Origin of the sequence: Rhodopila sp., assembly GCF_035548095.1 — a bacterium.
Classification (GTDB): domain Bacteria; phylum Pseudomonadota; class Alphaproteobacteria; order Acetobacterales; family Acetobacteraceae; genus Rhodopila.
Genome location: NZ_DASZUV010000018.1, coordinates 49,768 through 71,393, shown reverse-complemented (window position 1 = coordinate 71,393; position 21,626 = coordinate 49,768). Strand labels below are relative to the sequence as shown.

The 21,626-nt window shown below is 67.8% G+C and carries 17 protein-coding genes; 13 read left to right on the top strand and 4 right to left on the bottom strand.

Features of this window, described 5'->3' with window-relative positions:
- Positions 1–6 precede the first annotated feature (6 nt).
- From atpD to VHC04_RS13945, 4 genes are all read left to right on the top strand, one after another.
- A complete protein-coding gene (atpD, locus tag VHC04_RS13960; protein ID WP_325682230.1) occupies positions 7–1,443 on the top strand; it encodes a F0F1 ATP synthase subunit beta in 1,437 nt (478 codons plus the stop codon).
- 45 nt (positions 1,444–1,488) lie between these two features.
- Entirely contained in the window at positions 1,489–1,890 is a 402-nt protein-coding gene (gene atpC / locus VHC04_RS13955; RefSeq protein ID WP_325682228.1) for an ATP synthase F1 subunit epsilon, read from the top strand.
- A 383-nt stretch (positions 1,891–2,273) separates the two neighbouring features.
- Positions 2,274–3,452 carry an MFS transporter gene (locus VHC04_RS13950; protein WP_325682226.1) on the top strand — a complete coding sequence of 393 codons (1,179 nt, stop codon included), beginning with the start codon at positions 2,274–2,276 and terminating at the stop codon, positions 3,450–3,452.
- A gap of 150 nt (positions 3,453–3,602) precedes the next feature.
- Positions 3,603–4,430: a ferritin-like domain-containing protein gene (locus tag VHC04_RS13945; RefSeq protein WP_325682224.1), complete on the top strand. Its 828-nt coding sequence runs from the start codon at positions 3,603–3,605 to the stop codon at positions 4,428–4,430.
- Between the two features lie 183 nt (positions 4,431–4,613).
- Here the strand turns inward: VHC04_RS13945 and VHC04_RS13940 are convergent, their stop codons facing one another.
- From VHC04_RS13940 to VHC04_RS13930, 3 genes are all read right to left on the bottom strand, one after another.
- Positions 4,614–5,525: an alpha/beta hydrolase gene (locus VHC04_RS13940; protein ID WP_325682222.1), complete on the bottom strand. Its 912-nt coding sequence runs from the start codon at positions 5,523–5,525 to the stop codon at positions 4,614–4,616.
- A 132-nt stretch (positions 5,526–5,657) separates the two neighbouring features.
- Positions 5,658–6,707, bottom strand: coding sequence for a C-terminal binding protein (locus VHC04_RS13935; RefSeq protein ID WP_325682220.1), 1,050 nt, complete (start codon positions 6,705–6,707; stop codon positions 5,658–5,660).
- A gap of 29 nt (positions 6,708–6,736) precedes the next feature.
- Positions 6,737–7,912 (bottom strand): mandelate racemase/muconate lactonizing enzyme family protein, encoded by a 1,176-nt coding sequence (locus tag VHC04_RS13930; protein ID WP_325682218.1) that lies wholly within the window; start codon positions 7,910–7,912, stop codon positions 6,737–6,739.
- 305 nt (positions 7,913–8,217) lie between these two features.
- On the opposite strand from VHC04_RS13930, the gene VHC04_RS13925 reads away from it, so the two are divergent.
- From VHC04_RS13925 to VHC04_RS13885, 9 genes are all read left to right on the top strand, one after another.
- Positions 8,218–8,754, top strand: coding sequence for a response regulator (locus VHC04_RS13925; RefSeq protein WP_325682216.1), 537 nt, complete (start codon positions 8,218–8,220; stop codon positions 8,752–8,754).
- Between the two features lie 148 nt (positions 8,755–8,902).
- Complete coding sequence (locus tag VHC04_RS13920) at positions 8,903–9,163, top strand: helix-turn-helix domain-containing protein (RefSeq protein WP_325682214.1); 261 nt, start codon at positions 8,903–8,905, stop codon at positions 9,161–9,163.
- Positions 9,160–11,166: a hydrogenase 4 subunit B gene (gene hyfB, locus VHC04_RS13915; protein WP_325682212.1), complete on the top strand. Its 2,007-nt coding sequence runs from the start codon at positions 9,160–9,162 to the stop codon at positions 11,164–11,166. The genes VHC04_RS13920 and hyfB overlap by 4 nt, the downstream gene beginning before the upstream one ends.
- Positions 11,163–12,134: a respiratory chain complex I subunit 1 family protein gene (locus VHC04_RS13910; RefSeq protein ID WP_413789116.1), complete on the top strand. Its 972-nt coding sequence runs from the start codon at positions 11,163–11,165 to the stop codon at positions 12,132–12,134. The genes hyfB and VHC04_RS13910 overlap by 4 nt, the downstream gene beginning before the upstream one ends.
- Before the next feature lie 5 nt (positions 12,135–12,139).
- Positions 12,140–12,805, top strand: a complete 666-nt coding sequence (locus VHC04_RS13905) for a hydrogenase-4 component E (RefSeq protein WP_325682210.1) — start codon at positions 12,140–12,142, stop codon at positions 12,803–12,805.
- Complete coding sequence (locus VHC04_RS13900) at positions 12,802–14,256, top strand: hydrogenase 4 subunit F (RefSeq protein WP_325682208.1); 1,455 nt, start codon at positions 12,802–12,804, stop codon at positions 14,254–14,256. The genes VHC04_RS13905 and VHC04_RS13900 overlap by 4 nt, the downstream gene beginning before the upstream one ends.
- A gap of 5 nt (positions 14,257–14,261) precedes the next feature.
- Positions 14,262–15,764 carry a hydrogenase expression protein HypE gene (locus VHC04_RS13895; protein ID WP_325682206.1) on the top strand — a complete coding sequence of 501 codons (1,503 nt, stop codon included), beginning with the start codon at positions 14,262–14,264 and terminating at the stop codon, positions 15,762–15,764.
- Between the two features lie 254 nt (positions 15,765–16,018).
- A complete protein-coding gene (locus VHC04_RS13890) occupies positions 16,019–18,259 on the top strand; it encodes a primosomal protein N' (RefSeq protein WP_325682202.1) in 2,241 nt (746 codons plus the stop codon).
- 262 nt (positions 18,260–18,521) lie between these two features.
- Positions 18,522–19,865 (top strand): class-II fumarase/aspartase family protein, encoded by a 1,344-nt coding sequence (locus tag VHC04_RS13885; protein ID WP_325682200.1) that lies wholly within the window; start codon positions 18,522–18,524, stop codon positions 19,863–19,865.
- 178 nt (positions 19,866–20,043) lie between these two features.
- Here the strand turns inward: VHC04_RS13885 and VHC04_RS13880 are convergent, their stop codons facing one another.
- Positions 20,044–21,216: a calcium-binding protein gene (locus VHC04_RS13880; protein WP_325682198.1), complete on the bottom strand. Its 1,173-nt coding sequence runs from the start codon at positions 21,214–21,216 to the stop codon at positions 20,044–20,046.
- Positions 21,217–21,626: the final 410 nt, after the last annotated feature.

Sequence of the window (21,626 nt, the reverse complement as noted above, 5' to 3'; positions counted from 1 at the left end):
CGCATCATGGCCAGCAATATTGTCGGACGCGTGACCCAGGTCCTCGGGGCCGTGGTGGACGTGCAATTCGATGGCGACCTGCCGTTCATCCAGAACGCCCTGCACACCCAGCTGAGCGGCCACACCCTGGTGCTGGAGGTGGCGCAGGAACTGGGTGAGCGTACCGTCCGCTGCATCGCGATGGACAGCACCGACGGCATGGTGCGCGGCCAGGAAGTGGTCGATACCGGCGCGCCGATCACCGTGCCGGTCGGGCCGGAGACGCTGGGCCGCATCCTGAACGTCGTCGGCGAGCCGATCGACGAGAAGGGCCCGGTCAACGCCACGAAGCGCTATCCGATCCACCGCGACGCCCCCTCGTTCGAGGAGCAGGCGACGGCGGCGGAAATCCTGGTCACCGGCATCAAGGTCGTGGACCTGCTGGCGCCATACCTGAAGGGTGGCAAGATCGGCCTGTTCGGCGGCGCTGGCGTGGGCAAGACGGTGCTGATCCAGGAGCTGATCAACAACATCGCGAAGGCGCACGGTGGCGTGTCGGTGTTCGCCGGTGTCGGTGAGCGCACCCGCGAAGGCAACGACCTGTATCATGAAATGATCGACGCCGGCGTCATCAAGATGTCCGAGGACGGCAAGCTGGAAGAAGGCTCCAAGGTGGCGCTGATGTACGGCCAGATGAACGAGCCGCCGGGCGCCCGCGCGCGCGTCGGCCTGTCCGGCCTGACCATGGCGGAATACTTCCGCGATGAGGAAGGCCAGGACGTGCTGTTCTTCGTCGACAACATCTTCCGCTTCACCCAGGCGGGCGCGGAAGTGTCGGCGCTGCTGGGCCGCATCCCCTCGGCGGTGGGCTATCAGCCGACCCTGGCGACCGACATGGGCGCACTGCAGGAGCGGATCACCTCCACCACCAAGGGGTCGATCACCTCGGTGCAGGCGATCTACGTGCCGGCGGACGATCTGACTGACCCGGCGCCGGCCACCTCCTTCGCCCACCTGGATGCGACCACCGTGCTGAGCCGCCAGATCGCGGAGCTGGGCATCTACCCGGCGGTGGACCCGCTCGACTCCACCAGCCGCTCGCTGGACCCACGGATCGTGGGTGAGGAACACTACCAGGTGGCGCGTGAGACGCAGCGCATCCTGCAGACCTACAAGTCGCTGCAGGACATCATCGCCATTCTGGGCATGGATGAGCTGTCGGAAGAGGACAAGCTGGTCGTGGCGCGCGCCCGCAAGATCCAGCGCTTCCTGTCGCAGCCCTTCCACGTGGCCGAGGTGTTCACCGGCTTCCCCGGCAAGTTCGTGCCGGTGGCCGACACGGTGCGCAGCTTCAAGGCGATCTGCGCCGGTGAATACGACCACCTGCCGGAGGCCGCCTTCTATATGGTGGGCACGATCGAGGAAGCGGTTGCCAAGGCCGAAAGCCTGAAGCAGACCGCCTAGGTCCTTCAGGGAAACGGATACGGGAACGGATACGGAGCGGAGCGAATGCCCATTTCCCTGGAGATCGTGAGCCCCGAGAAGCTGCTGCAGTCCCGTCTGGTGGACATGGTGGTGATACCGGGCTCTGAAGGCGATCTGGGTGTGCTGGAAGGGCACTCCCCGATGATCGTCATGCTGCGTGGCGGCACGATCGACCTCTATGAGGGCGATCGTGTTGCCGAAAAACTGTTCGTCAATGGCGGCTTCGCCGAGATCACGCCGGAGCGTTGCACCGTGCTGGCCAACGAGGCCGTGCCGGTGGCGGAGCTGAACAAGGCCGAGGCGGACCGGCAGCTCGCCGAGGCCGAGGCCGCCTATGAAGCCGCCGACAAGCGCGACACCGCTGTCGAGGACGAAGTACTCGACCTCGTGCAGGCCGCGCGCGCTCGGGTCGAGGCCGTCGGCTGATCGGGTCGGCGCGACGCTGATCCGGCCGGTAGCGGCCTGAGCCGGTTGACGGGGCGGTCATGGTAAGGCCCCGCCACGACGGTTGCAGGTCCACCGTCATTGCCGAAAAGGCACACAGCGGCGGCCGTGCTTTCGACGGCCGGACATGATTGCCGGGGATGCGGCCAGCGTGTCCAGCCCCGCCATGCGCGGATCAGCCGCAATCCGGTCTGGCATCGGCGCCGCAACCCGTTGTCTTGGTAAAATCTGAAACAAAACGAGCTCGTCAGTTCGGCCGAGACCGAAACACGCCGGCCGGGGATGCTGATACGGTCCCCGACGTGACTCAATCCCATCATCCCATGGCCATCCGGATCACCCAACCGCCCTCCCAGCGGTCGGAAATGGCAGGCGCATGGCCGTCCGTCCTGGCCTGCTTCATGACGGCGGTGTTCGGCTGGGGCTTCGGCTTTACCGGCCTGTCGGTCTATCTGGCCAATCTGCACAGCCTGCATGGCTGGCCGACCTCCCTGATCTCGGCGGCGATCACCCTGTACTACCTCGCGGGTGCGGTCTGCCTCACCCAGGTCCATGCCGTCATCCGGCGGACCGGTCCAAGCCGGATGCTGGCCGGCGGGGTCATCCTGCTGGGCGGCGGTGCCTCCTGGTTCGGCCGCGGCCTGGCACCATGGGAGATGTTTGCGGCCGCCCTGGTCATGGCGGCCGGCTGGGCGTGCTGCACCTCCACCGCCATTGCCACCAGCCTGGCACTGTATTTCCAGCAGCAGCGCGGCCTCGCCATCACCCTGGCGCTGAACGGCGCCAGCGTGGCCGGGTTCACCGTCGCGCCCGCGCTCGCCGCATTGAGCCTGGAAGTGGGACTGCGGACGGCGGTGCCGCTCGCCGCCGCGATGGCGCTGGCGATCGTTCTGCCGCTGATCGGCACGGCCTTTCCCGCTCGGACCCGGCTTGTGGCGACGGCTGCCGCGCCGGGCGAGGCCGACGGTGCCGTCGCGACCGGTGCGTTGCTGCGCTCCTGGCGGTTCTGGTCGATTGCCTTGCCGTTCGCGCTGGCCCTGGCGGCACAGGTCGGTACCATCGTGCACCTGGTGTCGATGCTGCTGCCGGCCCTGGGACCCGGCGGCGGCGCCTTCGCCCTGGCGCTGACATCGGTAGCGGCGATGACCGGCCGGCTGGTGCTGGCCGGTGTGATCGACCGTCTGCCGCAACGTCCGGCCGCCGCGGTCAGCGTCATCTCCCAGGCGGCGGGGCTGGCCCTGGTCCTGGTGTTCCTCGATCAGCCGGTGCTTCTGTATGCTGGCTGCGTGCTGTTCGGCCTGTCGGTCGGCAATGTGATCACCTTCCCAGCCCTGATCATCCAGCGGGAATTCCCCATCGCGGCGTTCAGCAGGATCATCGGATTGAGCGCCGCCTGCGGCCAGTTCACCTTTGCCGTGTCGCCGGCGCTGCTGGGTCTCATCCATGATTCGGCGGGGAGCTATGTCCCGGTCCTCGCCCTGTGCATCGGACTCCAACTGGTCGCGGCGCTGCTGGTGGTGCGCCGCCCACACACCGGGGTGTGACCCGGACGCCACACAGCGCCCGCGACCACGCGCCGGGGCGGCCCTGGCAGGTCCAGGCGCTGCTTTATCGGCCGGGCCGGCCGCATATATAGGCGCTGAGTCATTGCGATCGTCTTTTTTGACATTCACCCGATAAGAGTGCACCGCATCATGAAGCACTGGCGCCTGGAGGACGTTGCCTGGGAGCAGTTCGATCCCGGCGCGGTCGATCCGGACCTGATTGCCATCGTCAAGGCCGCGGCGATGGTCGAACGCAACGGCAGTGACTACGCGCGGTATTTGAATGGCGTGTTCAGCGATGACCCGGATTTTCGCGGCGCCGCCGATTATTGGGCCGAAGAGGAGGTCCAGCACGGAGAGGCTTTGGGCAAATGGGCGATGATGGCCGACCCGGGCTGGGATTATCGTGCCGCCTTCGCCCGCTACAAGGCCGGCTACAAGATTCAGGTCGACGCCGACGCCTCGATCCGCGGATCGCGCACCGGTGAGCTGATCGCGCGCTGCATGGTGGAAACCGGCACCTCCAGCTATTACAGCGCGCTGGGCGAGGCGACACGGGAGCCGGTGCTGAAGCAGATCTGCAAGCTGATCGCGGCCGACGAATATCGCCACTTCAAGCTGTTCTACGATCATATGCACCGCTACCTGCAGCGCGAGCAGCTTTCGAAACTGACGCGGCTGCGGATCGCGCTGGGCCGCATCACCGAATCCGAGGATGACGAGCTCGCCTACGCCTATTACTGCGGCAATGAGCCGGATTCGGTGCCGTATGAGCACAAGCGCTGCATCGCCGCCTACATGGCCAGGGCGATGGGGTTCTACCGGTTCCACCACGTTCAGCGCGGCATCGGGATGGTGCTGAAAACCTGCGGCCTGACGCCGCGCGGCACGCTGTCGCAGATCAGCGCGAATGCGGCCTGGCAATATCTGAACTGGCGGAAGGGTCGGTTCGCGGCAGCGATGAAACAGGCGGCGTAGGGCGCGCCTGCCTGCAGCCGCCATCGGACGGGTCGCCATCGGCTTCGATCGCCGGGCGGGGATGCTCTGGCCGTTCTGCCGGATATCCGCAAAGGCGCAAGGGGCGATGAAAGCCCGCATGGCGACGGATCACCCGCCCTGCCGGCAAGCCACGCCCGCCTCCATGGGAAGGGCGTGGCGCAGCTACCGCCTGCTGGACGCCGCCATGGCCTCACGGCGCCTGAATTCGGCCTGGGGCGGTAATTCAGCCTGGGCGGTGCTGCCGCAAAGCGCCGCGGCGATCACCGGCGCGGCGGCGGCGGACATGCGCCGTCCGTCATGTCCGACGCCCGGCACATCCAGCAGCCGCCACCGGCAAGGCACGCCGAGGCGAGCGGCAAGGTCCTGGGCGGTCCGGTGGTAGGCATGGGCTCTGCCGTGGCGGTGCGGGCCTTGCCGCATCGAGCGCGGGCCCTTCGGGAAGAACCGCCCGGTGGTCCTGGTGTCCTCGGTGCCGGCCATGATCGTCAGCGGCACGTCGAGCAGGGCGGGCAGATCGGCCTCGGTCAGGCCGACGGCACCCAGCCCCCACGGCCAATCGATCGCGAGGTCCGGCATGGCGTAGGTGCCGGCATTGGCACTGACCGCGATCCCGACATGCTGCCGATAGCCGAAGGACAACATGCGATGGACGTACTGGCCGCCAGCCGAGTGGCCGAACAGGCCGTATCGCGGCGCGGTGGTGATGCCCTGCGCCCGCAGCGCCGCGTAAAGGCGCGGTCCGATGCCGAATGTCCACTGCTCGCGCGGGTTGGGGGTGCCGTCCTTGGCGTGCAGGTTGCCGAAATTATACCAGAGATATTCCGGAAAACCGTCCTCGGGGAACTCCAGCGCAATGGCGAGAAAGCCCCCGGACTCGACATGCGGCAGCCAGTAGTCGCGGTAGTCCCGGCCGTTGCGAGCGACGCCGTGATGGACCAGCACGACGGGGACGTCCGGAGCCCAGGCTGTCGGCCGCGCGGCGTGCAGTACCAGGCGGCGGTCCGGGAAGGCAGGATCGACATAAGCCAAGGATGCCGGCCCGGGCTGGGCCACCAGCGGGGAAAGGTCGATCATGGGGCCGTCGTCCTTCCTGGGGCGGCCGGCATTCTGGCGGCGGTGACCGCGGCACGACAAGTGGCGCGGAAGCGGCGGTGGCGGCGGCCGGAGTCCGCTCCGGCCGCCATGCGGTAACCGAAACGATATCCGTCAGCTGTTCGGTCCGCGCTCCATCGAAATCGGCTGCCACCGCTGCAGCTTCGTCGCATTCTGCAGGGCCGCCGGATTGACGCAGCTCATCGGCCAGCGGCCTTCCAGCACCAGCCGCAGTTCGCGTCCGACATGCGCCTTGCGCGCCGGGTCGAAGCGTGCCGAGGCCGAGGCCGTGTGGGCCGACAGGATCACATTGTTCATCTTCAGCAGCGGGTTGTTGTCGCCGGGTGGTTCGATCTCCAGCACGTCCAGCCCGGCATAGGCGATCCACTTCTCCTCCAGCGCCTTGATCAGCGCGGCTTCCTGCACCGTCGGACCGCGGCCAGTGTTGATGAAGATCGCCGTCTTCTTCATCATTTTGAAATGCTTTTCCCCGAGCATGCCTTCGACCTCCGGCCGGGCGGGAGCGTGCATGGAGACGAAGTCGGACTGGGAGAGGACGTCTTCCAGCGTTGCGGGCAGCACGCCGTGCTCCACCATCACCAGTTCTTCGATGAACGGGTCGTAGGCCATGATACGCAGTCCAAACGGTTTCGCCCGTTTCGCTACCGCGCGCGCGACATGACCGAAGGAGATCAGGCCCAGCGTCTGTCCCATCAGCCGGGGGATTTGCAGCAGGGCCGGGCGGCCTTCGCGCCAGCGGTTCTCGCGCACCATCCTGTCCTGTTCGATGGTGCGGCGGAACGTCGACAGCAGCAGCATCATCGCGTGGTCGGCGACTTCCTCGATGAACGTATCCGGACAGTTCGTCACCGGAATGCCGCGCGCGGTTGCCGCCTTCACGTCCACGCTGTCGACGCCGACGCTGCCCAGCACGATCGCCCGCACGCGATCCGGCAGCGCGTCGATCAGCTTCTTGGAAAAGCGCATCCCCTTGGCGTAGATCACATCCGCGTCCTGCGCGAACCTGGCGAAGCCGTCCTCATCCGTCGGGCCCTCGACGATCTCGCAGTCGATCCCGTCCAGTTCCCGCATCTCATCGTCATAGCCGCCGCCGGCGACGGTAAAACTGGCCCCGGCCGGGGTGGCAATCTTGAACTTGGCCAACGTCTCTCTCCTCAACGGTCCAACTGTTGTTACGATTTCGGCGGACGTGCGCGCACCGCCTTCTCATTCACGTCGATGCCCCAGCCGGGCCCGGTGGGCAGGATGAAGTCGCCGTTCTCGATCACCGGCACCGAGGTATAGAACTCATCGCGCCACGGCGCGCTGTCCAGGTCCAGCTCCATCACCCGGAAGTTCGGCACGATGGCGCTGAAATGCGCGCTGATCGCGCTGCACAGATGGCCGTAGAAGTTATGCGGCGCCACGTTGATCTCATGCACGTCGGCCATGGCGGCGATCTTTGCCGATTCCACCAGCCCGTTCCAGATCACATCGATGATGGCGACATCGGTGGCATACAGGTCCAGGAACGGCTTGAACTCGCGCCGCCCATGCAATGTCTCGCAGGAGGCGATGGGGCAGGGGGCGCCGCGCTTGATCTCGGCCAGCGCGGGCGCGTCATGGGTGTCGATCTCCAGCCAGGTCAGGTTCGCATCGGCAACGGCATCGGCGATGCGCTTGAACCCCTCCGTCTTGAAGTTGAAGTTGATGTCGAGATGAATCCCCATCTCACCGCCGACCGCCCCACGGATGGCGGCGAGCTGCGTCTTCACCGACTGGACCAGGCGGTTGTCCCAGTTCAGCTCCGGCCAGCCTGCCGTGCGGCCGAAACCGGGCACATAGGACGACAAGGTCCCTTCCGCCAGCGGCAGGATATTGGTCTTCAGCGCTCGGAAGCCGCGGTCCCGCACCTCCCGCGCGTGCCGGGCCAGGTCGTCATGGTTCCGCAACGGCGGCACGCCCATCAACGCGGCGCTGCGCACGCGATAGGTACCGAAATGCGACCAGTAGACCGGGATGCGCTCGCGGATCGGCCCGCCGAACAGCGCGCAGACCGGCACGCCATAGGCCTTGCCGGCGACGTCCAGCAACGCGTTCTCGATCGCCGCGATCGCCTGCTGGTTCAGCCCGCCGCGCGACTGCCGCGTCAGCACGTGCAGATGCTGGGTGATCTGCTCGAACCGGCGCGGGTCGCGCCCGATCAGCACCGGGGTCAGGGCCCGGATCACGTCGGACAGGCCGGCGCTGCCGAAACTTTCGTTGAATTCGGACCAGCCGACGACCCCGTCATCGGTGGTCACCTTCAGGAACGAGAACATCCGCCAGCCGGCATCGGCCTGCAGCGTCTCGATCGCGGCGATCTTCATCGCGTCCCTCCCGTCAGTCTGCGTGCCCTTGGCGGTGCGCCGTTGATGTTCGCGCTACCAAATGACAGCGATTCCAAGCACGCCGCACGCGGATGGGCAAGCCGGGGAGGGTGGTGCGGCGTGGCAAGATCGCGGCAAGGCCCCGGCAACCGCTGCTCCGCCGCGTCCGCGCGCGCCGCCATCAAGCGCAGCGCCGCGGTGTCGCAGCCGCCCGCGTCCCTCGGCCAATCCACAACCGGCAGCGGTGGAATCTGGCACCGATTGATTAAGAATCCGTCAACCATTCGACGTCACCATGCCAAGGCATGTCCACCCCGCCCGTCATCATCATTTCGGAACCCGATGCGATCTTCGGCGGCATGCTGCGAGTCGAGTTCTCGCAGGCCGGCTTCACCGTCCTGATGGCCAGCAGCGCCCTGGAGGCCGAGATATACGCGGGTCAGGTGGACGCGGACCTGGTGATCCTGGATACCGCGCCGCAGGGTACCGGCAGCTTCGATGCCTGCGCGCGGCTGCGCCGCCATCCGCGATACCGGACCACCCCCATCGTGCTGACCACGCGGGTTCTGGGCCCCAGACAGGACCGCTGCGCCGCCATCGCCGGTGCGACGGTGATCCTGGGCAAGCCCTATGCGTTCGGCGATCTGATGCGGTCGCTGGAAGCGCGTCTGCCGCGTGACCACGCGCTGCTGGCCATGCGCGCCCCAAGGCCCGGCATGGCGGATGCGTCCGGCGTGGTCTGGGGCAAGCTCCCGCCGCTGACCTGGAAATGCGGCCCTGAATCCGGCTTGTCGCAGAACGCGCGGGTGTTGCCGGTGATGCGCGGGCCGACCGCGCGGTAGCAGCCGGGCGCCGGCCTTGACATGGCCGTGGCATGTGTCAGTTATTCCATTTCATATTGTATAACTGATGCAAAAAACATCATAACCAACATATGATGCTCAACGCGCGACAACCAACAGCCGGCCTCCGCCCAAGCGCGCCTGTCGCATGATCACGGCCGGTCAGATGCGCGCCGCCAGGGCGCTCCTCGGCCTTGACCAGCGCGCCTTGGCGGAGCTGGCGGGTCTGTCCCTGCCGACGATCCAGCGCATGGAGGCCAGCGATGGCGTGGTGCGCGGCAATGTCGATTCCCTGATGAAGCTGGTCGGCGCCTTGCAGGCCGCGGGCATCGAATTGATCGGCGAGGGTGCGGCCAGCGCGATGGGCGGCCGCGGCGTTCGGCTGGTCCCGCCGAAGGCCGATCCATGATCGGTCAGCTTGCCGCCGTCGTGGTCGGCTTCATCGCCCTCGGGATCATCGGGATCCTGGCCGCGCGCCTCGCGGTGGGGCGCATCCTGGTCTATGGCGGCTGCCTCGTGCTGTGCGCGATGCTGGTCAGCGGCGGCATTGCCGCGCTGGGCGGCGGCGGGATCGAGCGGCTGATCCTGCCGGTCGGCATCCCCTGGGTCGGCGGCCATCTGCGGCTGGATGCGCTCTCCGGGTTCTTCCTGGGCCTGATCGGTCTGGGTGGCGGCGGCGCCAGCCTGTTTGCCCTGGGCTATGGCCGGACGGAGCAGCATCCCGGCCGGGTCCTGCCGTTCTTTCCGGTTTTCCTCGCCGGCATGGTCCTTGTCGTGCTGGCCGATGACGCGTTCCTGTTCCTGTTCGGGTGGGAACTGATGTCGCTGTCCTCCTGGGCGCTGGTGATGGCGCACCAGGACCACGACCCCGACCCCGCGGGGCCACAGCCAGGTTACGTCTATCTGCTGATGGCGACGTTCAGCGGCCTGACCTTGCTGCTGGCCTTCGGCCTGCTGGCCGGCGCCGATGGCGGCCTGTCGTTCGACGCCATGCGCCTGCACGGCGCGGGACCCGGCATCGCCGCCGGCGCCTTCCTGCTGGCGCTCATCGGCGCCGGCTCCAAGGCCGGCCTGGTGCCGCTGCATGTCTGGCTGCCGCTGGCCCATCCGGCAGCGCCCAGCCATGTCTCCGCGCTGATGAGCGGGGTGATGACCAAGGTCGCGATCTACGGCTTCATCCGCATCGTCTTCGACCTGCTGGGGCCGCAGGATTGGTGGACCGCGACGCTGGTGCTGGCCGTCGGCGGCATCACCGCCGTGCTGGGCGTGCTGCAGGCGGTGCTGGAGCGTGATCTGAAGCGTCTGCTGGCCTATTCCACGGTCGAGAATATCGGCATCATCTTCGTCGGCCTGGGCATGGCGCTGGCGTTCCGCCTGAATCACTTTCCCGCCGGGGCGGCGCTGGCGATGACCGCCGCGCTGTTCCACGCGCTGAATCACACCCTGTTCAAGAGCCTGCTGTTCTTCGGCGCCGGGTCGGTGCTGAACGCCACCGGCGAGCGGGACCTGGAGACGATGGGTGGGCTGATTCACCGCATGCCGCTGACCGCCTTCTTTTTCCTGGCCGCCTGCATGGCGGTGTCCGCCTTGCCGCCGCTGAACGGCTTCGCGTCGGAATGGCTGACTTTCCAGGCGATCCTGCTGCGGCCGCAACTGCCGCAATGGGGCGTCAAGCTGATGTTCCCGGTGGATGGCGCGCTGTTGGCGCTGGCCGCCGCGCTGGCCGCGGCCTGCTTCGTGCGCGCCTTCGGCACCGGCTTCCTGGGCCGCCCGCGCAGCGCCGCGGCGGCGCAGGCGAAGGAGGTGGACGTATGGTCGGTGGCGGCGATGGGCGGGTTCGCCGCGCTGTGCCTGCTGGCCGGCATCGTGCCGGGGGCGGTGATCGATGGCCTGGCGCCGGTGGTGCAAGCTCTCGTCGGCGCCCGCATGCCGGTGCAGCTGGCCGATCCCTGGCTGACCATCGCGCCGATCGCCGCCAGCCGCAGTTCCTATAACGGCATGCTGGTCTTCGGCTTCATCACCCTGTCGATGCTGGTGACGATCGGCGTCGTTCACCGCCTGTCGCGCGGCGTGCGCCGCGGCCCGGCCTGGGATTGCGGCTTCCCGCAAGCCGCGCCGGACACGCAATATTCGGCGACCAGCTTCCAACAGCCGATCCGCCGCGTCTTCGGCGTGATCTTCGCCGTGCGGGACACGGTGGACATGCCGGACCCCGGGGACATGCGACCGGCCACGATCGTCCAGCGTCGGCGCGACCCGGTCTGGGACCCGGTCTATGCCCCGATCGCCGGCCTTGTGGGCTGGACCGCCGATCGTCTGAACGTGCTGCAGTTCCTCACCATCCGCAGTTATCTGGGTTTCGTTTTCGCTGCCCTGGTCGTGCTGCTGCTGACTTTGGCGATCTGGCCGTGACGGGATCGCTGCTTGGCACCCTGCACGCCCTGTTCGCGCAGGGCGTGCAGATGACCCTGATCCTGCTGCTGGCGCCGCTGCTCACCGGTTTCGTCCGCAAGGTGAAGGCGCGGCTGCAGCGCCGGCGTGGTCCCAGCCTGATCCAGCCCTATCGCGACCTGCGCCGGCTGGCCGCAAAGGAAGCGGTGATCGCCGAGAACGCCTCCTGGCTGTTCCGGGTCGCGCCGTATTTCATCTTCGCGGCCACCTGGGTCGCCGCGGCGCTGATACCGACCTTTGCCGCCAACCTGATGTTCTCCTGGTCCGGCGACTTGATCGCCATCACCGCGCTGCTGGGCAGCGCCCGCTTTGCCCTGGCGCTGGCGGGGATGGATATCGGCACGGCGTTCGGCGGCATCGGTGCGTCGCGCGAGGTGATGATCGCCTCGCTGGCCGAACCGGCGATGCTGATGATCGTCTTCTCGGTCGCGCTGATCGCCGGCTCGACGCAGCTGTCCACCATCGCCGGCTTCATGTTGACCGGCGCCGCCGGCATCCGCGTCTCCCTGGCGCTGGCGCTGGTCGCGCTGCTGGTGGTCGCCATCGCCGAGAATGGCCGCGTGCCGGTCGACAATCCGGCGACCCATCTGGAACTGACCATGGTGCACGAGGCGATGGTGCTGGAATATTCCGGTCGCCATCTGGCGATGATCGAGTGGGCGGCGTCGCTGAAGCTGATGCTGTACGTCTCGATGATCGCCTGCATCTTCCTGCCCGTCGGACTGGCCGGGGATACCGACAGCCCGGCGGGCAATGCGGTCGGCATCGGCTCCTGGCTGGTGAAGATGGCGGTGCTGGGCCTGGCTCTGGGTGTGGCCGAGACCGCCGTCGCGAAGATGCGGGTCTTCCGCGTTCCCAACTACCTCGGCGCCGGCCTCATGCTGGGTCTGCTGGGCGTGCTGCTGCTGTTCGTGTCGCAGGGGATGTGACCGTCATGGGCCACGGCCTGTCCTTCGACATCGCCCATACGCTCGCCGGCTTCCTGGTGCTGGTCAGCTTCCTGATGCTGTACCAGGACCGCATGCTGGCGCTGCTGCACGTGCTGTCGCTGCATGCGGTTGTGCTGGCGGCCTCGGTCGCCTGGCAGGCGCATATCCAGCAGGCGCCGCATCTGTACATCACCGCCGCCATGGCGCTGGGCTTCAAGGCGATCCTGATCCCGTGGGCGCTGCGCCGGATGATGTTCCAGATGGGTATCCATCGCGAGATCGAGACGGTCGGCGGCATCGGTCTGACCATGCTGGCCGGCATGGCGCTGGTCGCGCTGTCGCTGGAAGTCATGCTGCCGGTCACCGCCGAGGCCGATCCGGTGGCGCGGGAGGATGTCGCGCTGGCGCTGTCCGTCGTGCTGATCGGCCTGCTGATGATGGTCACCCGGCGCAACGCGTTGAGCCAGGTGGTCGGGTTCATGTCGCTGGAGAACGGCATCATCCTGGCCGCCACCGGCGCCCGCGGCATGCCGCTGGTGGTGGAGATCAGCGTCGCCTTCTCCATCCTGATCGCCCTGATCGTCGTCGGCGTCTTCCTGTTCCGCATCCGCGAGCAGTTCGACACCATCGATGTCGAGGCACTCGACCGGTCGCGGGGAGGCCAGGAATGAGTATCGATCCCGCCCTGGTGGACCCTGTCCAGGCCATCCTGCTGATCCCGCTGGCGGCGGCGGCGCTGCTGGCGCTGCTGCCCGGCTACCGTATCGGCGCGGCGCTGAACGTGCTGGCCAGCGCGGTGTCGCTGGGCTTTGCCGTCTCTCTCCTGTGGCATCGCCCGGCGGTCGGGCTGTACCTGATGGTCGATGACCTGAGCATCGTCTTCGTGGTGCTGAACTGCCTCGTCGGCTTCACCACCAGCGTGTTCAGCGCGTCCTATATCGGGCACGAGCTGGACAGCGGGAAGCTGGCCCCGCGCCTGGTGCGGTTCTACCACGCCATGTACCAGCTCATGATGTTCGGCATGAACCTGGCGCTGCTGGCCAACAATATCGGCCTGATGTGGGTGGCGGTGGAGCTGGCGACCTTGACCACGGTGCTCATGGTCGGCCTGTACCGCACCGCCCAGGCGCTGGAGGCGGCCTGGAAATACTTCATCCTGGGCAGCGTCGGCATCGCCCTGGCCCTGTTCGGCACCATCCTGGTCTACCTCGCCGCGCGTCCGGTGGCGGGGGAGGGGATGGAGGCAATGGTCTGGACGCATCTGCTGCACCTGGCGCCGGCCTTCGACCCGTCGCTGCTGAACATCGCCTTCATCTTCCTGCTGCTGGGCTACGGCACCAAGGTCGGACTCGCGCCGCTGCATGCCTGGCTGCCGGATGCGCATGCCGAGGGTCCGACGCCAATCTCGGCGGTGCTGTCGGGGCTGCTGCTGAATGTCGCGCTGTATGCGCTGCTGCGCTTCAAGGTGCTGCTGGCGGCCAATCCCGGCGCCATCGCACCAAACCCGCTGATGATCGCGATGGGCCTGCTGTCGCTGGTTTTCGCCGCCTTCATGCTCTACCGCCGCCGCGACATCAAACGCCTGTTCGCCTACTCCTCGATCGAACACATGGGCATCATCGTCTTCGCCTTCGGCATGGCCGGACCGCTGGGCAACTTCGCCGGGCTGCTGCAGATGACGATGCACAGCCTGACCAAGTCGGCAATCTTCTTCTCGGTCGGCCATGTCGCCCAGGTGAAGGGCACGCAGCGCATCGCCGATATCGGGGGCCTGACCGAGAGCCATCCGATCCTGGGCTGGACCCTGGTGGCGGGCGTGGCCGCCATCGTCGGCCTGCCGCCCTTCGGTGTCTTTACCAGCGAGTTCCTGGTGATCTCCTCCAGCTTCAGCCAGGCGCCCGGGTTGGCGTTGATCCTGGTGTTCGGCCTGTTGCTCGGCTTCGGCGCGCTGGTATTGCGCATGACCGGCGTGGCCTTCGGACCGGTGCGTGGGCCGGTCGGACGGGTGCGGGCATCCTACCTGCCGATCTTCGCCCATCTGGGCCTGGTGCTGGTTGCCGGCTTCTGGCTGCCGCCACCGCTGGTCGCGTGGTTCCAGCACGTCGCGACGCTGCTGGGATGAGTGGCATGCCCGACCCGTCGACCACCCCGACCACCCCCTTGGCGACCCTTCTGAGCGCGGGCGCACCGGTGCCCGCGCATCGTCCCTGGCCGCGCGCCGTGGTCGATGCAGGCATCTGGCAGACCGCTGCCTTGCAGGCCGCCCAGGGCGCATTGACCCTGCTGTCGCTATGGGCCGAGACCGGCATGGTCCACATGGCGCTGTTCGACGCCAAGACCCGCTCGGCCGCGGTGCTGAGCCTGGACTGCCCGGACGGACATTTTCCCTCCGTGGGGGCGCTGCATCCTCCGGCGATCCGGCTGGAGCGGACCATCCGCGACCTGTTCGGCATCGCGCCGGTCGGGCTGACCGACAACCGCCCCTGGCTGGACCACGGCCGCTGGGGCGAAGAGACGCGGCCGGCTGCCGCCTATGCGTTCCTGCCGGTCAACGGCGGCGCGCTGCACCAGGTCCCGGTCGGGCCGGTGCATGCCGGCATCATTGAGCCCGGCCATTTCCGCTTCACCTGCGACGGTGAGACGGTGGTGCGGCTGGAGCAACGTCTCGGCTATGTCCATAAGGGCATCGACCGGCTGATGACGGACGCGCCGCCGAACCGAGCGGCGGCGCTGGCGGGGCGGGTGTCGGGGGACAGCACGGTTGCCTATGCCTTGGCCTTCGCCCTGGCCGTCGAGGCGGCGACCGGCACCGAACCGCCGCCGCGCGCCATCGCCCTGCGCGCGGTCATGGCGGAGCTGGAGCGGATCGCCAACCACATCGGTGATTTCGGCGCCATCTGCAACGACGCCGCTTTCAGCCTGATGCTGGCCCATTGCGGCGTGCTGCGCGAAAGGGTGCTGCGCGCGAGCGCGTCCTGCTTCGGCCACCGGCTGATGATGGACCGCATCCTGCCCGGCGGCGTGGCGGCCGACCCCGATGGCGCCGGCCTGGGCGCGGTTCGCGATGTTCTGGCCGAGGTGGCGGTGGCGCTGCCGCCCCTGGTGACGCTCTACGACACGACGACCTCATTGCAGGACCGGACCGTCGGCACCGGCCATGTGCGGCCGGACCTGGCCGCGCGGTTCGGGGCCGGGGGCTATGTGGGGCGCGCGTCGGGACGCGATTTCGATGCCCGTCGCGATCTGGCCTATGCACCGTATGCCGACCTGGCGCTCGAGGTTCCCGTTCTGCCCGAGGGCGACGTCAACGCGCGGGTCTGGGTCCGGCTGAAGGAAATCGACCAGAGTCTGCGCCTGATCGCGACCCTGCTGGACACTCTGCCGGCCGGGCCGGTGTCGGTGCCGCTGGCCGCGGCCTCGGGTGAGGGCATGGCATTGGCCGAGGCGTTCCGCGGCGACGTTCTGGCCTGGCTGCGGCTGGAGGACGGGCTCGTCCGGCGCTGCCACCTGCGCGACGCGTCCTGGTTCCAGTGGCCGCTGCTGGAAGCGGCGATCGAGGGCAACATCGTCGCCGACTTCCCGCTGTGCAACAAGAGCTTCAACTGCTCGTATTCGGGGCACGACCTGTAGGCTGCCGGCTCTGCCCAAGATCGCGCCGATGGAGGTGCGGGCCGATGGAGGTCCCGACCGATGGAGGTGCCGGCGGGGGGCGCCGGCGGGGGCGTCGGCCGGGGATGCCAGCGGGGGCCGCCAAGGGAGACGTCACCGGGGCGGCCGATCCCTGGGTTCATGGTCCGTTAATCCGATGCTGCTACCCCGCAGGGGCCGTCCAGCAACAATCGGTGTTGGCGCCGGCCACCACATTCGCCACATCTGCGGTGCCGATGGACCACGATCTGCCCCCATCCCGCCAGACGCCCAGCCTGCCGCTGCCGGATGCATTCCCCGCGCGGTGCGCCGGCGGGCGCCGCGTGCCGGTGTTGCTGCCGTACCCGTTCCCTGGCCCGTTCGACTACGCCGTCCCGGCGCATCTCGACCCCCGCCCGGGCGACATCGTCCTGGTGCCGCTGAACCGGCGGGAGGAGATCGGGGTGGTCTGGGACGCGCCGCCCGATGACGCCGTCCCCGCCCACAAGCTGAAGCCGATCGTCGGCATCATCGACAGCGTGCCGATGACGGCTTCCTTGCGCCGCTTCATCGACTGGATGGCAGCCTACACCCTGTCGCCCCCCGGCGAGGTGCTGGCCATGGCCCTGCGTGTCCTGTCTACCCGGGAAACCCAGGTGCTCACGTACCGGCGGACGCAGCCGCCACCTGAGGGCGCGCGCCTCACGCCGCCGCGCCGCCGGGTCCTGGAGGTACTGGATCGGCACGAGCCCCTGGCTTCACCGGACCTGGTGGCCAAGGCCGGCGTCAGCACCAGCGTGCTGCGCGGCATGGCGGATGCCGGCCTGCTGGTGGCGGAGCACGCGGCCGCTGGCTCGCCGTTTCCCTGCCCGGATCCGGACCGCGCTGGTCCTGCCCTGTCCCGTCAGCAGGAAGCGGCGGCCGCCATTCTGCGCGGGGCCGTCGCCCGCCGGGATTTCTCCGTCACCCTCCTGGATGGCGTCACCGGCTCCGGCAAGACCGAAGTCTACCTGGAAGCTGTCGCCGAATGCCTGCACACCGGCCGCCAGGCGCTGGTGATGCTGCCCGAGATCGCCCTGTCCTCGCAGTGGATCGAACGGTTCCAGCGCCGTTTCGGCGTCGCCCCGGCCGTCTGGCACTCCGACCTCGGCTCTCGCGTTCGCCGGATCACCCGCAAGGCGGTGGCCGAGGGCACGGCGCCGGTCGTGGTTGGCGCGCGCTCCGCCCTGTTCCTGCCATTCCCCGATCTCGGCCTGATCGTGGTGGACGAGGAGCATGAGGCCGCCTTCAAGCAGCAGGACGGCGTCATCTACCATGCGCGTGACATGGCGATCGTGCGCGCACGGCTGTCGCCGTGCCCGGCGGTCCTGGTCTCCGCCACGCCCAGCCTGGAGACGGTGGCGAATGTCGAGGCCGGCCGCTACGCGCATCTGCGGCTGGACAGCCGGCATGGCGGTGCCTCCATGCCGACGGTGCGGCTGGTGGACTTGCGGGAGACCCCGCCGGAACGCGGCAAATTCCTGGCGCCGCCGCTGATCGCCGCGGTGCGGGAGACGCTGGCCCGGGGAGAGCAGGCGATGCTGTTCCTCAACCGCCGCGGCTATGCGCCGCTGACCCTGTGCCGTGCGTGCGGGCACCGGATGCAGTGCCCGAACTGCTCCGCGTGGCTGGTGGAACACCGTATCCGCCACCAGCTGTTGTGTCATCATTGCGGCCACACCATCCCGATCCCGCCGGAATGTCCGGCCTGCCACGTGCGCGACAGCCTGACGCCGATCGGGCCGGGGATCGAGCGCATCACCGAGGAGGCGGCGGATCTGTTTCCCGAGGCGCGGCGGCTGATCATGGCCAGCGACACGATCACCGGGCCGCACGCCGCCGCGGCCGCCGCGCATGCGATCGAGAACCGCGATGTCGACCTGATCATCGGCACCCAGCTTGTCGCCAAGGGCTGGCATTTCCCGCATCTGACCTTTGTCGGCGTGGTCGATGCCGACCTGGGCCTGGCCGGCGGAGAGCTGCGGGCCTCGGAACGGACGGTGCAACTGCTGCACCAGGTGGCCGGCCGAGCGGGGCGGGCGGAGGCGCCGGGGCTGGTGATGCTGCAGACCTTCATCCCGGAGCATCCGGTGATGCAGGCGCTGTTGCAGGGCGATCTCGACGCCTTCATGGCCAGCGAGGCCGACAGCCGGCGCGACGGCGAATGGCCGCCCTATGGCCGGCTGGCGGCGCTGATCGTGAGTGCCGACACGGCGATCCAGGCGGATACCCTGGCCCGCGACCTGGGCCGCGTGGCGCCGCATGGCGACGGCATCACTGCCCTGGGTCCCGCGCCGGCGCCGATGTCCCTGCTGCGCGGCCGCCACCGCCGCCGGCTGCTGCTGAAGGTCCGCCGAGACGTGGCGGTGCAACCGGTCCTGCGGCAATGGCTGGCCAGCGTGCCGGTGCCGCGCGGCTGCAGGATAGAGGTTGACGTCGATCCGATCTCCTTCCTGTAGGTGGGCCTCGGCGCGGCTGGAGGTCGGGGTGCTTGCGGCCGTTGCGGCGGGTCCGTCACGCGCCTAATAGCAGGCGTCAAGGTTGACCGGCCGCCGCCATCTCCCGTCATGGCGGGTGCCGGCCCGCCATCCACGCCTTCCCGCCAGGCACCTGGCCCGAACCGGGCGAGGGACCGCACGCCGTGGATGGCGGCGCGCGCCCGCCATGACGGGATGGGGCGGCGCACCGGCAACCGATAACCGCCCTTCAGGAGAGCGCACCATGCCCGTGAATCCCGCTGACGGTCCGATCCTTGGCACGCTGTACGGCAGCGACGCGATGCGGGAGGTGTTCGATGAGAGCGCCTATTTCCAGCGCATGCTGGATGTGGAGGCGGCGCTGGCGCGGGTGCAGGCGCGGTTGGGCATCATCCCCGGCGACGCCGCCGAGACGATCGCCGCGGCCGCGCGGATGGAAAACCTGCGCCCCGAGGCGCTCGCGGCCAGCGCCCGCAATGTCGGCTACCCGGTGGTCGGGCTGGTCGCGGAGCTGTCGCGCGTGGCGGGAGAGGCGGGGCGCTGGACCCATTGGGGCGCCACCACCCAGGACATCATGGACACCGCGACGGTGCTGCAGGTGCGTGCCGGGCTGGACCTGATCGAGGCGGAGCTGAATGCCCTGATCACCGCGCTGACCGCGCAGGCGGAAACCCACCGCGATACCGTCATGGCCGGCCGCACCCATCTGCAGCAGGCGCTGCCGACCACGTTCGGCCTGAAATGCGCCATCTGGGCCATGCCGTTCATCGCGCATCGGGAGCGTCTGCGGCAGCTCCGGCCGCGGGTGGAAGTGGTGGAACTGTCAGGCGCCGCCGGTACGCTGGCCTCGCTGGGCAATGACGGCATCCGGGTCATGGAGGACCTGGCGGCCGAACTGGGGCTGAACGCGCCGGCCGCGCCCTGGCATGTCTGCCGCGACGGACTGGCCGAGGCGGTGAGCTTCCTGGGTCTGGTCTGCGGCAACCTGGCGAAGATCGCCACCGACATCATCCTGCTGGCGCAGACGGAAGTCGCCGAGGTCGCCGAACCCTATGTGCACGGGCGCGGCCAGTCCTCCACCATGCCGCAGAAGCGCAACCCGATCTCCTCGGAATACATCCTGGCCGCCAGCCGCACCGTGCAGGGACTGGTGCCGGTGATGCTGGGCGCCATGGCGCAGGACCATGAACGCGCCACCGGGCCCTGGCAGGCCGAGGCGCTGGTGGTGCCGCAGAGCTTCGTCCTGACCCATGGCGCGCTGCTGCACACCTGCACCATCGCCGAGGGCCTCGTCGTCGACGCCGCCCGGATGCGTGCCAACCTGGACCTCACGCATGGACTGGTCGTTTCTGAAGCGGTGATGATGGGCCTGGCGCCGATCCTGGGGCGCGGCGAGGCACACCATGTCGTCAAGCACGCATGCGACGTCGCGCTGGCCGAGACGGTTTCGCTGGCGGAGGCGTTGATGCGGGACAAGGCGGTCGCGTCGCAGCTCGACCGCCATGCGATCGACCGGATGATTGACCCCGGCAACTACCTGGGTAGTGCCGGGGCCTTCATTGATCGTGTGAAAAGAATGGCTGGGTAAGGCAGGTTTCACGCGGACGCCATCGGCGACAGGCCGCAAGGCCTGGCCCGCGCTTGGAAAATTCTTTCAGCGCGGCCACCGGCAGGGACCTTTGGCCTTGCGGCCTGGAGCTGCCGGGCGGCCTCGCCCTCAAATAACGAAGCCGGCCGGGTGCCTCACACCCGGTCGGCGACCGGAACTAAACGAACTTGGAAATATCGAGGTGGTTGACGTTCTCGAACGTGACCTTGGTCCCGTCCGAGAGGCTGATCGTCGTGTTGCCTCCCGCATTGACCTGGGTGCTCACCGCGTTGGCTGCCTCGCCGGCACCGAAGTTGCTGAGGTGGATGGAGAAGGTACTGGCTGGCGTAAGTCCTTGCACGAGATCCTGGCCGGCCGAACCGTTGATGAACTCGAACGTCGTCTGGCCCAGGCTGGCCAGCATGGTCGCTTGGCCCGACCCGCCGACCAGCGTGTCGTTGCCGAACGAGGCGGCGGCCGACAGCGTTTCCGAGCCACCCGCCGCCTGCAGCCATTGGCTGGAGGAGCCGAAGGCGAAAAGCTGATCGCCGTTGCCGCCGCCGAACAGCGTGGCCGGACCGCCGCCCGCGACCAGCATGTTGTTGCCGGCGGACCCGCCATAGACCACCTGGTCGCCGGTGGCGCTGGCGGAGCCGAGATAGGTGTCGCTGCCGGACCCCCCGTAGATCGTTGAACCGCCGGTGCCGCCGACGAACAGCAGGCTACCGGACCCGCCGATCACGACGTCCGAGGTGGCGCCCGTCGCATTGACGGTCTCCGATCCGCCACCGGCATAGATCGTGTCCGAACCGAGCGAGGTGATGAAGTCGTTGCCGCCGCCCAGCACGATGAGGTTGGAGCCGCCGCCGGCATTGATCGTGTCGTTGCCGGCGCCGGTGGCCTGAATGACATCGTTGCCGTTGCCGCTTGCCAGGTCCCAGTCACCGGCGGAGCTGACGACGAACCGCGACGTGCCGCCGCCGCCCACCACGGTGCCGGACCCCTGGGTCGCGACGAAGTAGAGACTGGTATTGGCGTCCGACATGATGATCTGGTCGCTTTCGCTCGAAGCCAGAACGAACGCGGAACCGGATGTCTTGACCAGATCGACGACGTAGCGATCCGGCATCACCACGAAGTTGGTCTGTGTCTGGTAATACCCGCCCACAAAGCCTGGCGGAACCGCGGGTGGCGCCACGTTGTCGAATGATGTCACATAGTTCTGGCCGCCGGTGACGCTGGCATTGATGCGTGCCGCGATCTGCTGGGCCAAGGCGAATGTCGATGCCGAGTCGAAACTGAGGCTGATGCTCGAGTTATTGCTGCCGAGAACGGTAACTGACGAAACCATTTCGTATGCTCCGAGCGGCTGATGAATTGCCTAAAGCCATCATCCACATCGGAGCCCTCAAGAGCAATGACAGGAGTATTGCACGTTTTCGACGGTCGTCTCTAAAAAAGACGCACTTTGTCATTACTGATGCGGCTTGTTGCTCGGGACTGTTATTGAGACGATGTAGCTAAAATCGATTGCACGTATCGCGCGTAAGGACCGGTGTCATATTGCTATCTCAGAATGAAAGTCCAGGTCTTTTGCCGCGCCGCACAATGACATGCAGGCAAAACCGACAAAATATTACAGTTCTTTAAATATTGTGACTTACTGAAACGTTACATATATTTAATCTTCCTGCCCCGAGTTTTCATGTCCTCTCCGCACGCTCGCGGGCCCTGTGCCCGCTGATGCCGCGTCTAACGCGC